Source organism: Lysinibacillus sp. F12 (assembly GCF_057773605.1).
On sequence record NZ_JBYMLP010000002.1, the window covers coordinates 945,060 to 962,509 of the forward strand.

The 17,450-nt window shown below is 38.6% G+C and carries 20 protein-coding genes and 1 other annotated feature (1 of these 21 only partly in view); of the genes, 2 read left to right on the plus strand and 18 right to left on the minus strand.

From position 1 onward, the window contains the following. Nucleotides 1–7: 7 nt before the first annotated feature. From yhbY to AC3CH7_RS11775, 5 genes are read right to left on the minus strand one after another with little or no spacing between them, the layout of a single operon-like run. A complete protein-coding gene (gene yhbY, locus AC3CH7_RS11755) occupies nucleotides 8–310 on the minus strand; it encodes a ribosome assembly RNA-binding protein YhbY (protein ID WP_008180921.1) in 303 nt (100 codons plus the stop codon). Between the two features lie 5 nt (nucleotides 311–315). Beyond that, nucleotides 316–1,146, minus strand: coding sequence for a shikimate dehydrogenase (gene aroE / locus AC3CH7_RS11760; protein ID WP_447402463.1), 831 nt, complete (start codon nucleotides 1,144–1,146; stop codon nucleotides 316–318). A gap of 36 nt (nucleotides 1,147–1,182) precedes the next feature. Continuing rightward, the gene (gene yqeH, locus AC3CH7_RS11765; RefSeq protein WP_012295377.1) at nucleotides 1,183–2,286 is read right to left on the minus strand and encodes a ribosome biogenesis GTPase YqeH; all 1,104 of its coding nucleotides are present in this window, start codon (nucleotides 2,284–2,286) and stop codon (nucleotides 1,183–1,185) included. Then, nucleotides 2,283–2,804, minus strand: coding sequence for a YqeG family HAD IIIA-type phosphatase (locus AC3CH7_RS11770; RefSeq protein WP_008180927.1), 522 nt, complete (start codon nucleotides 2,802–2,804; stop codon nucleotides 2,283–2,285). The genes yqeH and AC3CH7_RS11770 overlap by 4 nt, the downstream gene beginning before the upstream one ends. Before the next feature lie 36 nt (nucleotides 2,805–2,840). Beyond that, nucleotides 2,841–3,623: a phosphatidylserine decarboxylase gene (locus tag AC3CH7_RS11775; RefSeq protein WP_031419229.1), complete on the minus strand. Its 783-nt coding sequence runs from the start codon at nucleotides 3,621–3,623 to the stop codon at nucleotides 2,841–2,843. 135 nt (nucleotides 3,624–3,758) lie between these two features. Between AC3CH7_RS11775 and pssA the strand changes: the two genes are divergently transcribed. Together pssA and sigK are read left to right on the plus strand one after the other, a co-directional pair. Continuing rightward, the gene (gene pssA / locus AC3CH7_RS11780) at nucleotides 3,759–4,259 is read left to right on the plus strand and encodes a CDP-diacylglycerol--serine O-phosphatidyltransferase (protein ID WP_051563351.1); all 501 of its coding nucleotides are present in this window, start codon (nucleotides 3,759–3,761) and stop codon (nucleotides 4,257–4,259) included. Nucleotides 4,260–4,345: 86 nt separating this feature from the next. Then, nucleotides 4,346–5,053, plus strand: coding sequence for an RNA polymerase sporulation sigma factor SigK (gene sigK, locus AC3CH7_RS11785; RefSeq protein WP_008180932.1), 708 nt, complete (start codon nucleotides 4,346–4,348; stop codon nucleotides 5,051–5,053). Nucleotides 5,054–5,381: 328 nt separating this feature from the next. Here the strand turns inward: sigK and mtnN are convergent, their stop codons facing one another. The 13 genes from mtnN to alaS form a co-directional block, all read right to left on the minus strand. Further along, nucleotides 5,382–6,074 (minus strand): 5'-methylthioadenosine/S-adenosylhomocysteine nucleosidase, encoded by a 693-nt coding sequence (mtnN, locus tag AC3CH7_RS11790; RefSeq protein ID WP_012295382.1) that lies wholly within the window; start codon nucleotides 6,072–6,074, stop codon nucleotides 5,382–5,384. Nucleotides 6,075–6,133: 59 nt separating this feature from the next. Then, nucleotides 6,134–6,793: a YrrS family protein gene (locus AC3CH7_RS11795; protein WP_197149847.1), complete on the minus strand. Its 660-nt coding sequence runs from the start codon at nucleotides 6,791–6,793 to the stop codon at nucleotides 6,134–6,136. Nucleotides 6,794–6,947: 154 nt separating this feature from the next. After that, entirely contained in the window at nucleotides 6,948–7,436 is a 489-nt protein-coding gene (gene greA, locus AC3CH7_RS11800; RefSeq protein WP_031419233.1) for a transcription elongation factor GreA, read from the minus strand. Nucleotides 7,437–7,611: 175 nt separating this feature from the next. Continuing rightward, nucleotides 7,612–8,250: a uridine kinase gene (gene udk, locus AC3CH7_RS11805; protein ID WP_008180943.1), complete on the minus strand. Its 639-nt coding sequence runs from the start codon at nucleotides 8,248–8,250 to the stop codon at nucleotides 7,612–7,614. Continuing rightward, nucleotides 8,250–9,530 carry a peptidase U32 family protein gene (locus tag AC3CH7_RS11810; protein WP_012295386.1) on the minus strand — a complete coding sequence of 427 codons (1,281 nt, stop codon included), beginning with the start codon at nucleotides 9,528–9,530 and terminating at the stop codon, nucleotides 8,250–8,252. The genes udk and AC3CH7_RS11810 overlap by 1 nt, the downstream gene beginning before the upstream one ends. Before the next feature lie 15 nt (nucleotides 9,531–9,545). Then, entirely contained in the window at nucleotides 9,546–10,478 is a 933-nt protein-coding gene (locus AC3CH7_RS11815) for a peptidase U32 family protein (RefSeq protein WP_036162215.1), read from the minus strand. 5 nt (nucleotides 10,479–10,483) lie between these two features. Continuing rightward, complete coding sequence (locus AC3CH7_RS11820; RefSeq protein ID WP_447402973.1) at nucleotides 10,484–11,116, minus strand: O-methyltransferase; 633 nt, start codon at nucleotides 11,114–11,116, stop codon at nucleotides 10,484–10,486. A gap of 284 nt (nucleotides 11,117–11,400) precedes the next feature. Further along, nucleotides 11,401–12,528 (minus strand): endolytic transglycosylase MltG, encoded by a 1,128-nt coding sequence (gene mltG / locus AC3CH7_RS11825; protein ID WP_031419239.1) that lies wholly within the window; start codon nucleotides 12,526–12,528, stop codon nucleotides 11,401–11,403. A 301-nt stretch (nucleotides 12,529–12,829) separates the two neighbouring features. Next, nucleotides 12,830–13,357, minus strand: coding sequence for a DUF1292 domain-containing protein (locus tag AC3CH7_RS11830; RefSeq protein ID WP_031419240.1), 528 nt, complete (start codon nucleotides 13,355–13,357; stop codon nucleotides 12,830–12,832). A gap of 162 nt (nucleotides 13,358–13,519) precedes the next feature. Then, nucleotides 13,520–13,828 (minus strand): DUF1292 domain-containing protein, encoded by a 309-nt coding sequence (locus AC3CH7_RS11835; protein ID WP_012295391.1) that lies wholly within the window; start codon nucleotides 13,826–13,828, stop codon nucleotides 13,520–13,522. A gap of 18 nt (nucleotides 13,829–13,846) precedes the next feature. Next, nucleotides 13,847–14,263: a Holliday junction resolvase RuvX gene (gene ruvX / locus AC3CH7_RS11840; protein WP_031419242.1), complete on the minus strand. Its 417-nt coding sequence runs from the start codon at nucleotides 14,261–14,263 to the stop codon at nucleotides 13,847–13,849. A gap of 2 nt (nucleotides 14,264–14,265) precedes the next feature. Then, complete coding sequence (locus tag AC3CH7_RS11845; RefSeq protein ID WP_004226839.1) at nucleotides 14,266–14,532, minus strand: IreB family regulatory phosphoprotein; 267 nt, start codon at nucleotides 14,530–14,532, stop codon at nucleotides 14,266–14,268. An 88-nt stretch (nucleotides 14,533–14,620) separates the two neighbouring features. Beyond that, the gene (gene alaS, locus AC3CH7_RS11850; RefSeq protein ID WP_031419244.1) at nucleotides 14,621–17,281 is read right to left on the minus strand and encodes an alanine--tRNA ligase; all 2,661 of its coding nucleotides are present in this window, start codon (nucleotides 17,279–17,281) and stop codon (nucleotides 14,621–14,623) included. 146 nt (nucleotides 17,282–17,427) lie between these two features. After that, nucleotides 17,428–17,450: a binding site (T-box leader), on the minus strand (it continues 193 nt past the right edge of the window).

A 17,450-nucleotide genomic window follows, 5' to 3' on the forward strand; every position in this document is an offset into this window, starting at 1 on the left:
TCTCACCTTATTTCGTTGCTTTTGGTAATACAATCTTTTTTTGATTGCGTGATTCTTTATATAAAACAACTGTCAGGCCGATTAATTGGACAAGCTCTGCATGTGCACCTTTTGCAAGTGCCTCTGCCACTTCATGTTTGTCCTCCTCACAATTATCTAAAATACGGACTTTAATTAGTTCACGTACTTCTAATGCCTCACGAATTTGTTTAGTCATTTCATCATTTACGCCACCTTTTCCCACTTGGAATATTGGTGATAAATGGTGTGCTTCAGCACGTAAAAAACGTTTTTGTTTACCTGTTAACATAAAAATTAGTTTCCTCCTAATTGCGCATTTAGCTGCACAATCATTGAATTTGTATTTGGATAGTTGCCTAACCAGTGCTCAAAAGCAATGGCTCCTTGATGCACAAACATCCCTAAGCCTGTCACAATTGTTGCCCCTTTTTCTTCAGCCGCTTGTAAAAAAGGCGTCATTAATGGATTATACACAATATCCGCAACAATTGCTCCTTTGGCAAGACGATTTAAGGAAAATGGCATTGAAAAATTGCCTGTAGCAAGGCCTGCCGAAGTCATTTGCACTATAATGCTGAAATGAGCTAATGTTTCTTCCGCTTCCTTTAATGAAATTGCACGGCCAATCCCCATTTCATCCACAATTGCTTGGGCATTGGCTACGGTACGATTGGTCATGGTCAAATCACTGTAGCCTTGCTGCTGAATGGCAAAGGCTATACCTCGGGCAGCGCCACCTGCGCCAACAAGTAACACAGGCTTGTCTTTATGAGACGAACCTACTGCTTCTTCTAGTGAACGCACAAAGCCAACACCATCTGTATTATAGCCTATCAGCTTTCCTTCTGTAGTTCGTACTACTGTGTTCACTGCTCCCATTTTTTGCGCCAACTCATCTAGCTCATCTAAATAGGGAATGATTGCTGTTTTATGAGGAATTGTTACATTCCAGCCACTTGCCCCTAAAGTTTTTAAGCCAGCAACTGCTGCTCCCAATTGCTCAGAAGACACATGTAGCGGAATATATGTTGCCTCTACGGACATTTCCTCAAACCAAGCATTGTGCATGGCTGGTGATTTTGAATGTTCAATTGGATCACCAATAACTGCAAACCACTTCTTCATTTCCTAGTCCCTCTTCTCTTCTCCATCCTTCACCCTCTATATAAGTGATGGACGTATCGAAACTTGTACACCTTTAGGCGCGTATGCTGCTACTACGACATTGGCATGCTGTACAGTAATCCAGCCTAGTCCAGAAAATACAACATCAGTTTTAGCTTCTTTAATGGAGAACTCATGACGAACTAAAGGCGGAAGTTGGTCAATAAACTCCGCAGTTGGCGGTGCCAAAAGGTCTCCCTTATGTTCTGTATACAGCGTATCTGCCTTCTCAAGCTTAGTTCGGTGAATTGGTAAGTCATTTGCCACATGGATTGTAAAGGCAGAACGGTCCCCTTGAATAAAATCAAATCTTGCCAATGCCCCAATAAACAAGGTTTGTCCCGCATTTTGTTGGTAGACCTTCGGCTTGATCTCTTTTTTTGGCATAATATATTTTAATTCACTTGAATCAATATGATGGGCCATTTGGTGATGATTAATAATACCAGGCGTATCAAATAATGCACTTCCATCATCCAAAGGAATTTCAATCATATCTAAAGTAGTACCTGGGAAATGGGATGTAGTAATAACTTCACCTTCCCCTGTTGCCTGCTTAATAATGCGGTTGATGAATGTGGATTTTCCGACATTGGTACAGCCCACCACATAGACATTTTGTCCTTGGCGATATTCATCAATGGCTTCCATTGCTTCAGCCATTCCCTTACCTTTATGTGCACTTACTAACAACACATCAACAGGCTGAAGCCCCAACGCTTTTGCTTCACGTTTTAACCAATTAATAACTTTTTTCGGTTTCACCGATTTCGGTAATAAATCAGCTTTATTAGCTATCAACAGCACAGGATTCTTCCCTACAAAACGGTGTAGGCCAGGTAGCCAGCTTCCATTAAAATCAAAAATATCAACAATTTTCACGATTAAGCCTTGCTGTGTACCAAGGCCATTTAAAATACGTAAAAAGTCGTCATCTGTTAATGACACTGGTTGAATTTCATTGTAATTTTTCAAACGGAAGCAACGTTGGCAAATGACCACATCCTTTTCTAGTGATGATGGGGGTGCATACCCAACTGCTGTTTTATCTTCTGTTTGAATTGTTGTACCACAGCCAATACAATTTGGCATTTCAATCATTCTTGTTCCTCCCAAGTTATAATTCCTTTTCGTTTCAAATCATTAAACACTCGACGTTCAATGAATCGATTCAATTTTGTTACTAACCCATCAGATTGTGCGACAGGTTTGACTAGCACGGTATGCAAGCCTAAGCGGTTCGCACCCATTACATCTGTAAGGAGCTGATCCCCTACCATTACTACTTCATTAGGGCGTAAGCCTAATTGAATAAGGGCATTATAAAAAGCATTTCGCAATGGTTTTTTTGCCTTATGAATGTATGGAATACCTAAAGGCTCTGCGAAACGTTTAACACGTGCCTCCTTGTTATTCGACGCAATAATAACACGAATACCGGATTCCTTCATGATGCGCAGCCAAATGATTAGTTCTTCTGTTGCATCCTCACGATCCCATTCCACAAGGGTATTATCTAGATCGGTAATGATCCCTCTTATCCCTAATTCTTGAAGTTTTTCAGGTGTAATTTCGAAAATATTCGTCACAAATTCGTTTGGTAATAAAAAATTATACAAAATAGCGACCCCTAATCTTAACGTATTATTCGACCATTATAGCATATTTGCAAAGGCTTCACCCATTCGAATTGGGTTGCCCTGTACAACATTTTCCGTAAACTCAATCGCATCCTTTTCAAACAGCATTACCACTGTCGAACCAAAGGAGAAATAGCCAACTTCCTGCCCTTTATACCAGTTTATTGTCCTGTTTGTGAGCACTATTGAATTTACGAAGGTCGCCCCCACTTTTATAAACGCCACTTGCTGATTATGGGCTGTTTTCAACTCTGTTACTAAACGGTAATTGTGGGAAATTGGCTTTTTACCGTATGTAAGGCCTATTTGATTCACAGGATAAGATTTCTGACCAAGCGTATACTGTCTTAGTACTTCTCCATCAATTGGACTGTGAATACGATGATAATCAGCAGGGCTTAAATAAAAAACAATAAAATGGCCGTCTGCATAGTTGGCAGCTCGCTCCGAATTACCAAGTAAATCTTCTAGTGCATAGGGCTTACCCTTTACAAGAAATGTCATATCCCATTCAATTCTTCCAAAGGATTCTACCTTGGCATCTACAGGACTTACATACACCATCGGATTTTTTTCAATCGGGCGTGCATCTTGTAAAAGCTCTCTTGTAAAAAAATCGTGTAAACTTGCAAATTGTTGTTGTTTTTTTGAAACTTCTTCAAGGTTTATATCGTATAACTTCATGTAGCTTGGAATTATACGTTTACTCCACTTGGCTTTCGCAATAGCTTGCAAAAGGTGAGAGGACTGCTTACCATTCGTTAGTTCTATCAAGCGTTGATATAGTTTTTCTTTCATCAGTAAAACCCCTATCCATTAATTTAGACTGTCAATTTTTTCGCATTCGAAGTATAATGGTACAATATCTTAAGTGCAAAGGAGTGATCCCCCTTGTTTTTTTATCACAAGTTGGTGGATACCACGGTTAAGAAAATGAAATCGCACGCAGCTAACTTCATTACAATTAGTAATATGTCCTTTGGAGGCGCGGCTATTATGGCCACTTTACATGAATACTATAGCTATAGTGTCTTGTTTATCTTTATTGCAGCTCTTCTTGATCGCTATGATGGTAAGGTAGCTAGAGCACTCGGACAAGTGTCTGAGTTAGGTAAACAATTAGATTCTATGAGTGATATTATATCATTTGGCGTGGCGCCTGCATTATTAATGTACGAAGTTGTTCTAGTTGATTTTGGTTTTGCCGGCATGATGATGGCCGTCCTGTTTATCGTTTGTGGTGCGATGCGATTAGCCCGCTTTAATATTAGTGAAGCAAATGGCTATTTCACAGGTTTACCTATTACAGCTGCTGGTACGTTCTTAACTTTAACGTATTTTGTAGCCACTACGTTCCATCCGGCCTTTTATCTTTTCCTTTTCCCAATTTTAGCTTTACTCATGATTAGTACATTTACGTTAAAAAAAGTGTAACAGCACAATTGCTGTTGCACTTTTTTCATTTCCCACAGCTTTGAAACATATACTGTCGAAAAATGGGGAAAGGATGAAATCATTCAATGAGCGGAATTTTTACATCAATGTTGCAGTTATGGCTTGAGATCCCAGCGTTACTTGGCTACTTAAAGGGGCAAACATTCCATAAACCCTTTTCAAAAGAAGAGGAAGCTGCTTGTATTGAACGATTTTTAGGTGGCGATGAGCAAGCACGCCTGGACCTAATAGAACGCAATATGAGGCTCGTCGCGCACGTCGTAAAAAAATTCCATCCAAAACATGAACAACTTGATGATTATATTTCCATTGGGACAATCGGGCTAATGAAGGCGGTAGAAAGCTATACCCCGGACAAAAAAACAAGACTTGCCACATATGCAGCTCGATGTATTGAAAATGAAATTTTAATGCATCTACGCACACAGAAAAAAGTGCAGAAAGACGTTTCCTTATTTGAGCCGATCGGAACAGATAAAGATGGCAATGCGCTTCAAATTCGAGATTTACTCCAATGTGATGAAGAAAGTGCAACCGAGAAAATCGAACATAAAGAACATGTGGCACAGCTATATCATTATTTGCATATGCTTGATGAACGCGAACTAGAAATTGTGACGCTTCGCTATGGATTAAATCAACAAGATGCCCTTACGCAAAAGGAAATTGCAGCTCGGCTAAATATTTCTCGAAGCTATGTATCTCGGATTGAAAAACGGGCACTCATTAAACTCTATCAATTATACAAACGAGACCAAAAGTCAATTGAGTAATATATTGTAAAATGTTCACTAGAAAAATTCAATGCATGTTTGCCGGAGAATGTGCCGATTCTATGGCATAAAAAAGTTCCTTTGCGATATAGCTAATGTCGCAAAGGAACTTTTTATACTCTATGAATGTGCTGATTCTGAAAGTTCTGCCGTAATCAATGTACCTATTAAAGTAGTGATAATCACTACACCTACTGTTAATACGAGCATCATGAATGCCTCCCATTCTATTATGAAGAGATTTATTACAGCTAGTGTAGCATTTATACCATTCATTCACTGTGATTTTTCTCACATAAGCAATAACACATTTTGACCGTTTTGTGTATTAAAGTGAGGCAATTGCTTTTAAGACAACTTGTGTCGAATGTTTTGCAGCAACTGGTAAAAACTCATCAAAGCTAATATTCGACTCTTTTCCTGCTATATCTGATAAAGCACGAATTACTACAAAAGGTGTGGCAAATTGATAACAAACTTGTGCAACCGCAGCCGCTTCCATTTCTACCGCCTTCATTTGAGGGAAATGATGACGAACAGCTTCTACACGCTCAGGATCATTCATAAATGCATCCCCAGAGCAAATTAAACCAATCCCATATTGATGCTCTCCAACTGCCTTAACAGCTTCCTCCGCTACTTTCATTAATCGTTCATCTGATTTATAAGCTGCTGGCATACCAGCCATTTGTCCAATTTCATAACCAAAAATTGTGACATCCACATCATGGTGACGAACTTCATCGGAAATGACTACAGCTCCCACCTCAAGGGCTTCATCATAACCACCAGCAGAGCCTGTATTAATAACAACATCCGGCTTAAACTCATGCAAAAGAATGGTAGTGGACATAGCTGCATTGACTTTACCAATACCACTTTTTAATAACACAACTTCCTTGCCTTCATAGGTTCCTGTTGTATATTCACTGCCTGCTATTGTTGTACGTTGTGCATTGTTTAAAGATGCTCGTAGTAATTCTACTTCCTCTTCCATTGCCCCAATTACTGCAATTTTCATGTAATGTTACTTCCCTTCTTTATCAACTCTATTAAAAATAATCAAAAGTGTGATTTTCGTCAATAGGCACCTTCTAAAGTATTCAGCTGCTCAAGCTTTACAGGTAACCATCCTTCATTGTCCACCCATTCCATACTTACACGGTACATCTGTGATTTATCTTTTGTTGACACTGTGGCTATTGAAGAATTAGGACCACCATTATTTTGCATACGCCAAATAATCATATTGTCTTGGTCGATACCCGTTACACCAGAAACAGTTGCTACCTTTTCAGACCAGTCTACTGATGAAGAATCGTAGGAAGACACATGTTGGCCTGTTTGAGTAGTAGCTGTTGGCTGCCAATTTTTATTTGTTATAACTTTCTCTACGTTTGGATTATCTGAAGTGGATTCTTCTGGTGTACCTTGATCCTGCTGCATTTCTTCAGGCTCTGATACATCCTCTTCCTCTGAAGCTTTATCTTCCTCTACAGCCAAATCCTTTTCATCCTCTTTCACAGGCTCTTTATCTACTTCTTTGTTGTCGTCTTTTTCCTCTTGAGCTGGTTCATCTTTCACTGTTTGTTCTGCATCATCTTGCCATTTAAACACATAAGTTGCTGTGATAATAATTAGTACAACCACTACACCAATTAAAACATTCAATAGTTTATCTAGCTTTTTATTACGAGATGGCTGCAAATGACGACTACTACGAGTTTGTCGTTCACTCATATTTCCTCCCCCTCTCTAGCAAATATTCTATCAAGTTCGGCAGTACTTGCAAAATAATTATACTCATTAATTTACTTCGTGGCACTTCAGCTCGAAAAATAAAAGCAGCTAGCCTCTCTAAATTAGAAAGACCAACTGCTTGTCCACTTACATTTTATTTAATTGAAACAATCTTAACTTTCATTTCACCACCAGGAGTTTGAACGGCTACTTCTTCGCCTTCAGCACGGCCAAGTAAGCCCTTGGCAATTGGTGATTCGTTGGAAATACGGAATTCCATTGGATCTGCTTCAGCCGAACCTACAATTGTATAAGATTCTTCTTCAGTTGATGGTTTCCCATTAATAATTTCTACAAATGTAACCGTTTTCCCAAGTGATACAACGCTGTTATCAGTTTCATCCTCAGAAATAATCACTGCATTACGGATCATTGATTTTAAAGTTGAAATACGCCCTTCTAAAAAGGCTTGTTCTTCTTTTGCTGAATCGTATTCAGCGTTCTCAGAAAGATCACCAAAATCACGAGCTATTTTTATACGTTCCACGATTTCTTTACGTGTTTCTGTTTCTAATTTCACTAATTCTTCTTCTAATTTACGTTTTCCCTCAGCTGTCATAGGGTACTGTTTTTCATTTGCCAAAGTCCTTCACTCCTTGTTTCTTCAATATAAAAACATAAAACTCGATTAAATGCTTGCAAGGTGCATTTAATCGAATTTTATTATTTTTAAACGTTTTTCAAATACGCTTTGACCTAATAGTATGCATGCCTTTTTAAAATATGCATGTAAATATTGTCAATACCACTCTATCTTATTACAATACGTTGTCGGTTTCAAGAATAGTTTTAATTTTCGTTACCATTAAATCGATGGCAACCTCATTATCCCCACCTTCAGGAATAATGATATCAGCATAACGTTTTGTAGGTTCAATGAATAAATTATGCATTGGTCGAACCGCTGATAAGTACTGATCAATGACTGAATCTGTAGTACGTCCGCGTTCTTTAATATCACGCATGATACGACGAATGATTCGTAAATCAGAATCGGTATCTACAAATAATTTAATATCCATTAAATCACGTAAATCAGCATCCTCTAGCACGAGAATCCCTTCTAGAATAATAACATCTACCGGTTCAACATGGATTACTTCTGCTGCTCTAGTATGCTGCACGTAATCATAAACCGGTTTTTCGATTGGTTGACGTACTAAAAGTTTTTTTATGTGCTGTATTAATAAATCATTATCGAATGCTAACGGATGATCATAGTTTGTTCCTAATCGCTCTTCAAATGTTAAATGACTTTGATCTTTATAATAAAAGTCTTGTTCAATCACAACAACTGAATGCTCTCGGAAAACATCATAGATGGCGCGCGTCACACTCGTTTTTCCTGAGCATGAGCCACCTGCTATACCGATAACAACAGGACGCTTCACTTCCATTAGTTATTCTCCTTTCGCATCATGTTATGCGGCATTAATGGTGTGTCACATTTAAATTTAACAATTTGTAATGGATGACGTGCTGCATCTAGGCTATTGCCATCTTCATCCCAAATTTCTCCCATTGTCAGACGGAAATTCTCAATTTCTGGGCCAAAGAACTCTACTTCGTCACCAGGTTTAAAATAATTTCGTTGCTGCATAGTGACCATTTTTGTTTCTGGATCATGTTCTAAAATTAAACCAGCAAATTCAAATGTAGTTTTTCGGCCATGTATACCAAACATTTGCTCCTCTGAGCCAGGTGCATCATGGAAGAATGCTTCAGCCGTATCACGGTTTGCACATTTATCTAGCTCCTCTAGCCATTCACGTTTAATTTTAAAATTATCTGGATCTGCGCAATAAGCATCGATAACTTTGCGGTAGACGGATACAACTGTTGCTACATAGTGAATCGATTTCATACGACCTTCCACTTTTAAAGAATCAATACCGAGCTCGATCATATGTGGAATCGCTTCAATTAACTTCAAATCTTTTGGGCTCATAGCAAAAGGTGCATGAGTATCATCAAACAGTGCTTTTTCTTCCCCATCTTCTAATTCATATAAATCGTAATCCCAACGACAAGATTGGCAACAACCACCACGGTTAGAGTCACGAGCAGTCATATGGTTAGATAATACGCAACGGCCCGAATAAGCAATACACATAGCGCCATGAACAAAGGCCTCGATTTCAATATCGACTTTTTCCTTCATCAATTTCATTTCTTCTCCGCCTACTTCACGTGCTAACACAACACGATGTAAGCCTTCTTCCTTCCAGTACTGCACTGCCTTCCAGTTGGACAATGACTGCTGTGTAGAAAGGTGAATTTCAAGCTTAGGAGCCGCTGTGCGGCATGTTTCAATAATTAGTGGATCTGCTACGATGATACCTGTAACACCTGCCGACTCAATATCTTTTAAATATCGCTCCAAGCCTTCCATATTTTCATTATGTGCAAATATATTTGTTGTTACATAAATTTTCGCACCATATCGATTAGCAAACTCTACACCCTCACGCATTTCTTCAATAGAGAAATTATCTGCATTGGAACGTAGACCAAACTCTTGTCCACCAATAAATACAGCATCTGCACCGTAATGCACAGCTACTTTTAATTTTTCTAAGCTACCCGCTGGGGCAAGTAGCTCTGGTTTTTTTGTAATGACACGTTTACCGTCGACAATGTCACGGATTTTGTCATTTTGTTCTAACGCTAATGCCATGTTATTGCCCCCCTCTTAGTAAACCGTTTCCTTGAAGATAAAGCCTGTATCTAATGGTCTAATGGCTGGTTGAATATCTTCAATTTTTGCTAATAATTCATCTTTTATGTCATCATATGCTTCTTCGGATTCGTCAAAATATGCATCGATGGCCTTGCGATAGGCCTCCGTCACAGTTACGACATACTCTGGGGTTTGTAGCACACCCTCAATTTTTAGGGCATCGATGCCGCCTTCGAATAATTCGCCAAGCTCATCAATAACACACATGTCATTAGGACTAAAAATATGCGTACCGTTTACATCTTCATAAATTGGATATTTATTATTGCGCTCATCATCATGTAGGAACATGTTTCGATTATCTTTACGATTTTCAATTTCCATCACTTTATCTTGATATAAGAAATAATGGCCAAGTAGCGGGCGTTTTGATTGGAACATACATGTCATACCATGTACTTGTACTTCAATTTCTAATTCCGCACTTTCTTTAATTTCTAATACCTCATCAAGAGAAAGCTCACGTGCTAACACTGCACGAGTCGCACCGCGTTTTCCCCAGTAATTAGCCGTAAACCAGTTTGTTGCAGTCGTCTCCGGATTCCAATGCAATGGAATCGTTACGCCTTGCTCACGACGAATAATTAATACTGCTGGGTCGCCATAAATTAAACGATCCACACCAATACGTTGCATGTCTTTTAAATAGTCGGCAAGTGCCTCCAGCTTTTCATTATGGAAAAGGGCATTCACTGCAACATAAACTTTTTTACCAGCTGCGTGAATGAGCTTCGTTGCCTCTTCCACTTCATCTACTGAGAATTCTCCTGCTAGACGTAGACCAAATTGTTGTTCACCAATAACAAAAGCATCTGCTCCAGCTTCTAAAAGTGCTTTAATATGTTCTAATGATTGTGGTGTCACAAGCAATTCTGGTTTTTTCATAGTAGTCACCTCTTCAAACATAGTAATAAACCGTCACCTACTGGTAAAAAAGCACTGGTATAATCCGGGTGCTGCATTATCCATTCTGTGAAGTTTTTTAAATTGCGGATCATTGTACGTTTACGACGTGGAACATCCTTCAAATCTAAATCTGACAAGCCATGCATATACATATTGTCGATATACAAGACTCCACCTGATTTCACGAGGGGAGCGTACTTTTCAAAGAAGCGCTGATATTGTCCCTTTGCGGCATCGATAAATACTGCATCAAACTCTGTGTCAATGGCCTTATCGTCTATCTCTAAAGCGTCGCCTTCAATGACCCTAATTCGATTAGATACGGTTGACCGTTCAATATAGGCCTTTGCTTTTGTAACACGCTCTATATCGCGTTCAATCGTAACGATCTGGACATTTGGCAAAGCTTCTGCCATCCGAATAGCAGAATATCCAATTGCCGTGCCAATTTCTAAAATTTTTTGCGGATTTTGAATGCGCAACAATTGATTTAATGCATCAATACCTGCAAGCTGCATAATCGGTACATGATTCTCCTCCGCATAGGCTTCCATTTCTAAAAGCAATTCATTACGTGGCTGTATAAATGATTGTATATATGCATCTGATAATTCCATTGTTCCACCCTCAATTAAATGGCAACGTGCATGTAGACGTTGTCCGTACTTCATCATTTATCAACAAAAAGAAAAAGACCAAACGTGATGTCTTGGTACTTTGCCATACAAAAATGAGCAATTGTTTTTTACATGCTCAAAACAATTGCCACCACGTATATTTGTCCCGAATAACGGATTGATCAAAAATCACACTTTATAATAGCATGAAAATAGAAGGAAAGCTATTTTTCTTTCCTTCTACTTTCTATGTTTGTTCTATGCAATTTTCTCTTCACATACGTCTATTCTTCTTTTTGTAAATATTTCGCTATTTTCTGTAAATGTTCATCATATGTTTTCGAGAAGTGGTTGACACCCTCTTTATCTGCTAAGAAATAGAAATAATCTGTTTGACTAGGGTTCAATGTCGCCTCAATAGAAGTCTTTCCAGCACCTGCAATTGGGCCTGGTGGTAAACCTTTATTTTTGTAAGTATTATAGGCATTATCTACTTCTAAGTCTTCATACAGCACACGATCTTTATGATCGCCAAGTGCATATAAAACAGTTGGGTCTGTTTGTAGTGGCATCCCTTCATCAATACGATTATAGAAGACACTTGCTATTGTTTCTCGATCTGTTTGAGCCGTAGCTTCTTCTTCTAATAATGAGGCAAATGTTAACAGCTGGTGAACGGACATTTGTTTTTCCACTAAAACATCACTATAATTTTTCACCACTTTGTTCATAGCCGCGATCATCTCTTCAACAATTGCTTCTAGAGATGGCTTTTCCTCATAGTACGAGTAAGTAGCTGGATATAAATAGCCTTCTAAATCATAGCGAATATTTTCAGCTAACACTGCATCTGTTACTAGTTCAGGATAGTTAGCCATCATTTGTTGAACAAATGTGTCACTCGTTACTAAATCCATAAATTCTTTTTGTGAATATGGCGTTTTCTTTTCAATCACTTTCCCAATTTGCTCAATGGTTAAGCCTTCGGGGATCGTCATCGTAAAGACAGGTTTTCGGTATACCTTCCCTGTTTTTAAGCTTTCGATGAGTTCATCAAATGTCATTGCTTGCGTTAAATCGTAATTACCTGCTTGGAATTGAGATTCGTTTTTAAATTTTGCATAGTATTTAAAAACACGCGCATCTTTAATAACACCTTTTTTCTCTAATAATGTTGAAATTGAACTCAAGCTAGAGCCGATTGGTACTTCTACTGCAATTGTTTTTGTCGCATCAGGATCCAATGGTTTTAAAGCACCTTTAACATAATTGTACCCAAATAAACCGACAATCCCTATTACGAGGACAAAAACAATTGCCACAATAGCAACGATTTTTCTCACGATTTTTACCTCTGATTTTTTTTCCTGCATTTTTGAAAACATTTCTTGTTTTTTAGTACCGTTATTCACGGGTTTCCCCCCTATCACTATCCAATATCATACTAGAAATCAACTATCACGACAAACAGAAATCGACAATTCAGGAGAATTTGCATATATAAAAAATCAACCAGCTATTTTTGCTGGCTGATTGGCTCGCTAAAAATTTTTACGCTTCAGTATCTTCCTATCGTTTGTTTCTAATTCGCTAGTATCTTATAGGCTTTTGGATCGCATAAATATAAACATTTTGCAATAATAACAGACTGTAATAGTTCCTTCTCTATCTAAAACAAAAAAACTCCGAGTGGCCCCTAACCACTCAGAGTTCTTACAGTTCGTTTAATATATCTTCAACGTACACCCATTCCTCATCTGTTTCAATGGGTAATAATTCTTCGATAGAACCGTCATTGCCAGCCAGGTATTGAGATGCGAAAATTTCACGTTCATCCATTGGTTCATCTGTCGCAGGCACATATAATACATACGATTTACCAAATTGCTCAGATGTAAAAGTATGAATCACCTCACAAACTTGATCGGTTCCATCTTCATTTATCACGGTAATAAGCTGTGGTTCTTCTTCAAATTCATCTAGGAGTGTTAATACCACCTCATTAATCATTTCCCATTCTGCATCCGTTTTGACAGGCTGGAGATTTGTCATCTCGCCATTGTTATCGTCATAATCGAAAGTCATGGCTGAAAGATCGCCTGGAATTTCTTCACCATTAGCATCTAGCATGGAGAATAGCACATAGGATTTATCCGCTGCATCAAATGTAAAGACTACATGACAATGTTGTTCCTTCCCATTTTCATCGATCATCATAAATTCTTGCGTTTCCTCATTCATTCGAATTGCTCCTTCTGACAGTTTTTTGTTATTTACCAAAAAGTTCCTTTAACCACTGTATAATCATTTTTCTAGAAATTTGTTGCCTCTATAAATACTTTCAATAAAAAAGGAACAAGGACTGCAAGCTGCGATCCTTGTTCCAAGCTTTAAGAAAGAAGATTAGTCTTCGTATTCATCTTCTAAAGCGTTTAATACGTCTTCTACCATATCCCATTCTGCTTCAGTTTCGATAGGTGTTAGTTCCCCATCTTCACCGTTATCAGATGGTACGAATGAAGAAACGAAAATTTCAACTGAGCCATCTTCATCTTCTTCTGCGCCTACCATTGAGTAAAATACGTATGATTTTCCAAACTCTGGAGATTCATGTACGTGAATCACTTCACAAAGCTGTTCATTTCCGTTTTCATCAATCACTGTAATGTGTTGAACGTGTAATTCTTCTTCATGGTTATGCTCGTTTGCCATGTATAGTCACCTCATCAATTAATTTTTGCTATCCAAATAGCCTTGTAAAATCATCACAGCCGCCATTTTATCAATGACTTGCTTGCGCTTTTTGCGACTCACATCTGCTTCGATTAGCATACGTTCTGCTGCCATCGTTGTTAAACGTTCATCCCATAATGTAACCGGTAGTGAGAACGTTTCTTCCAATAACTTTTTATAGTTTTCAGAAGCCTCTCCACGCGGTCCAACCGTATTATTCATGTTTTTCGGAAATCCTACAACAAATTGTGTTATTGCATATTCCTTTACTAGCTCAGCGATACGGTCAATGCCGAACTCGCCGTTAGCCTCATCAATTTTTACGGTTTCAATACCTTGGGCAGTCCAACCGAGTGCATCACTGACAGCCACTCCAACGGTTTTCGACCCAACGTCTAATCCCATAATTCTCATTTCTAGTCCTCGTTATTCTTTTTGATATAAAATTTAACAAGCTCTTCTAGAATTTCGTCACGCTCAAGCTTGCGAATTAAATTACGAGCATCCTGATGGCGAGGAATATACGCCGGATCACCAGAAAGTAAGTAACCAACAATCTGATTGATAGGGTTATATCCCTTTTCCTCTAACGAAGAATGAACTTTCAACATTACCTGCTTGACTTCCTGTTCCATTGATTCTTCTGGAAAATTAAATTTCATCGTTTGATCAAATGAACTCATGACCAGCACCTCGCTTTCAGAAATAAGGAGATGTGCGAACAAGCTCATCTCCAATTTCTCTTTATTATAACATGTTTTGGTGAATTAATTAAATGGATTTAACATAATCATACACAGAAAGTAGTGCTTCATCAAGTTTTGAAGCATCCTTTGCTCCTGCCATTGCCATATCTGGGCGACCGCCACCTTTACCACCACAAGCTTCTGCCACCATTTTCACGATATTTCCAGCATGGTAATTGCCACCAACTAATTCTTTTGATACCCCTGCACATAGCATCACTTTATCACCATCCACGGCTCCCAGGACGATGACAGCCTTTGGCATTTTTGCCTTTAAATCATCCATCATCTGACGCAGTTGGTTATTGTCTTTTGCTTCTACTTTTGTAGAAAGAACTGTGACATCTCCAATTGTTTGTGCTGCATCTACAATTGCCCCAGCTTGAGCATTGGCAATTTTTTGAGATAATGCTTCATTGTCACGTTGTAATTCTTTGTAGTCACCCTGTAATGCTTGTACTTTTGTTACGATATCTTTAGGATTTGCTTTTAACAATGCTGCTGCATCATTTAAAAGTGCTTCTTCTTCTTTTACGACTTCATAAGCCACTTTACCTGTAACAGCTTCAATACGACGAGTACCCGCACCAATTCCACCTTCTGAAACAATTTTAAAGAAACCTATTTCAGAAGAGCGTTTTACATGGATACCACCACATAGCTCGATGGAATAGTCTCCGATTGAAACAACACGGACAACGTCGCCATATTTTTCGCCGAATAATGCCATAGCACCCTTTGCTTTCGCTTGATCGATGGCCATTTCTTCAATAACGACCTCTATATCATCCCACACTTTTTCATTTACAATACGTTCAATTTGCTGTAATTCCTCTTTAGTCACTTGACCAAAGTGAGAGAAGTCAAAGCGTAAACGATCAGGACCTACATATGATCCTGCTTGGTTGACATGATCACCTAATACATCTTTTAACGCACGCTGCATAATATGTGTCGCTGTATGGTTTTTAATAATTAGATTGCGATCATCACGATGAACGATTGCTTGGACAGCATCTTCCACATGCATTTCACCAGATTCAACAATTACTGTGTGGAGCGGTTGACCATTTGGTGCTTTTTGAACATCCTTTACCACAGCAGTGAAGCTATCATTAGAAATGATACCGCTATCGGCAATTTGACCACCCATTTCAGCATAGAATGGTGTTTTAGCTAAAATAACTAAAGCTTCTTGGCCTTCAGATGCTACTTTTTCTACTTGACCATTCACAATCATTGCAGCAATTTCAGTATTGGCTACTAATGTATCAAAGCCAACAAATTCGCTGGCAACTGTTAAGTTTGCTAATACTTCATTTTGTACTTGCATAGAGTCAACATCTTGACGAGCCGCACGCGCACGTTCACGTTGTTCCTCCATTGCTGTTTCGAAGCCTTCATGATCGACTTTCATTCCTACTTCTTCTGCATATTCTTCCGTTAACTCGATTGGGAAACCGTAAGTATCATATAAACGGAAAGCATCTGCTCCTGGGATAAAATCATGACCAGCGGCTTTTTGTGATTCTGCCACTTCATTAAAGATTGCAAGACCACCATCTAATGTTTCATGGAAACGAATTTCTTCATTCTTAATCACGCGTTGGATAAATTCACATTTTTCCGTTACCTCTGGATAGAAGTCTTCCATAATTTTACCCACTGTTGGGACCAGTTCAAACATAAATGGTTTCTCAATGCCAATTTGTTTTGCATAACGTACAGCACGACGAAGTAAGCGACGTAATACATAGCCACGCCCTTCGTTTGAAGGAAGTGCGCCGTCACCAATAGCAAACGCTACAGTACGAATGTGGTCTGCAATAACTTTAAATGGCGTATTAATATCTTCTTCTGAGCCAAAAATTTCATTTAAATCCACTTCACTTGGTCGTTTGTATTTACGGTTGGCAAATTCCTCAATTTTTTCAATGATAGGCATAAATAAATCCGTATCAAAATTTGTTGGTACATTTTGAACAACTGAGACAATACGCTCCAGCCCCATACCAGTATCAATATTTTGCTTTGGTAGCGGTGTATACGTCCCATCAGGATTATGGTTGAATTGAGAGAACACTAGGTTCCAAATTTCTAAATAACGCTCATTTTCCCCACCTGGGTACATTTCTGGGTCATTTTCGTCTGAGCCGTATTCTACGCCCCGGTCATAGAAAATCTCTGAGTTTGGACCAGATGGACCTTCACCAATATCCCAAAAGTTCCCTTCTAAACGAATTAAACGTTCTTCAGGAATACCAATTTCTTGATGCCAAACATCATATGCTTCCTGATCTTCAGGATGGATTGTGATTGATAGTAATTCAGGATCAAAGCCCATCCACTTTTTATCCGTTAAAAATTCCCAAGCATAGTGAATAGCTTCTTTTTTAAAGTAATCACCAATAGAGAAGTTCCCTAACATTTCAAAAAAAGTATGGTGACGCGCTGTTTTCCCTACGTTTTCAATATCGTTGGTACGAATTGATTTTTGTGCATTTGTAATTCGAGGGTTGTCAGGAATAACACGACCGTCAAAATACGGTTTAAGTGTAGCAACACCAGAATTAATCCAAAGTAGGGATGGATCATTGATTGGCACTAGAGGTGCAGAAGGTTCATGGTGATGCCCCTTTTCTTTAAAAAATTCCAAATACATTTGACGAATATCTACTGCTTTCATTGGATAAATTCCTCCTAGTTTATATTGTAAAATCACGATATGAATCAAACCTTGACGACCCATCTATTCCCTGCCAGCAATAATTGGCATCAACCACTATAAATGGGTTTCTTTTACTAAATGAAAATAAAAAAGCCCTCATCCCAAAAAGGGACGAGGACTTATCAGC

Bases quoted from the DNA above. Each gene is read 5' to 3' on its own strand.
- yhbY (WP_008180921.1), bottom strand. From the start codon at position 310: ATGTTAACAGGTAAACAAAAACGTTTTTTACGTGCTGAAGCACACCAT.
- aroE (WP_447402463.1), bottom strand. From the start codon at position 1,146: ATGAAGAAGTGGTTTGCAGTTATTGGTGATCCAATTGAACATTCAAAA.
- yqeH (WP_012295377.1), bottom strand. From the start codon at position 2,286: ATGATTGAAATGCCAAATTGTATTGGCTGTGGTACAACAATTCAAACA.
- AC3CH7_RS11775 (WP_031419229.1), bottom strand. From the start codon at position 3,623: ATGAAAGAAAAACTATATCAACGCTTGATAGAACTAACGAATGGTAAG.
- pssA (WP_051563351.1), top strand. From the start codon at position 3,759: ATGAAATCGCACGCAGCTAACTTCATTACAATTAGTAATATGTCCTTT.
- sigK (WP_008180932.1), top strand. From the start codon at position 4,346: ATGAGCGGAATTTTTACATCAATGTTGCAGTTATGGCTTGAGATCCCA.
- mtnN (WP_012295382.1), bottom strand. From the start codon at position 6,074: ATGAAAATTGCAGTAATTGGGGCAATGGAAGAGGAAGTAGAATTACTA.
- AC3CH7_RS11795 (WP_197149847.1), bottom strand. From the start codon at position 6,793: ATGAGTGAACGACAAACTCGTAGTAGTCGTCATTTGCAGCCATCTCGT.
- udk (WP_008180943.1), bottom strand. From the start codon at position 8,250: ATGGAAGTGAAGCGTCCTGTTGTTATCGGTATAGCAGGTGGCTCATGC.
- AC3CH7_RS11810 (WP_012295386.1), bottom strand. From the start codon at position 9,530: ATGGCATTAGCGTTAGAACAAAATGACAAAATCCGTGACATTGTCGAC.
- AC3CH7_RS11815 (WP_036162215.1), bottom strand. From the start codon at position 10,478: ATGAAAAAACCAGAATTGCTTGTGACACCACAATCATTAGAACATATT.
- AC3CH7_RS11820 (WP_447402973.1), bottom strand. From the start codon at position 11,116: ATGGAATTATCAGATGCATATATACAATCATTTATACAGCCACGTAAT.
- AC3CH7_RS11830 (WP_031419240.1), bottom strand. From the start codon at position 13,357: ATGAATGAGGAAACGCAAGAATTTATGATGATCGATGAAAATGGGAAG.
- AC3CH7_RS11835 (WP_012295391.1), bottom strand. From the start codon at position 13,828: ATGGCAAACGAGCATAACCATGAAGAAGAATTACACGTTCAACACATT.
- ruvX (WP_031419242.1), bottom strand. From the start codon at position 14,263: ATGAGAATTATGGGATTAGACGTTGGGTCGAAAACCGTTGGAGTGGCT.
- AC3CH7_RS11845 (WP_004226839.1), bottom strand. From the start codon at position 14,532: ATGAGTTCATTTGATCAAACGATGAAATTTAATTTTCCAGAAGAATCA.
- alaS (WP_031419244.1), bottom strand. From the start codon at position 17,281: ATGAAAGCAGTAGATATTCGTCAAATGTATTTGGAATTTTTTAAAGAA.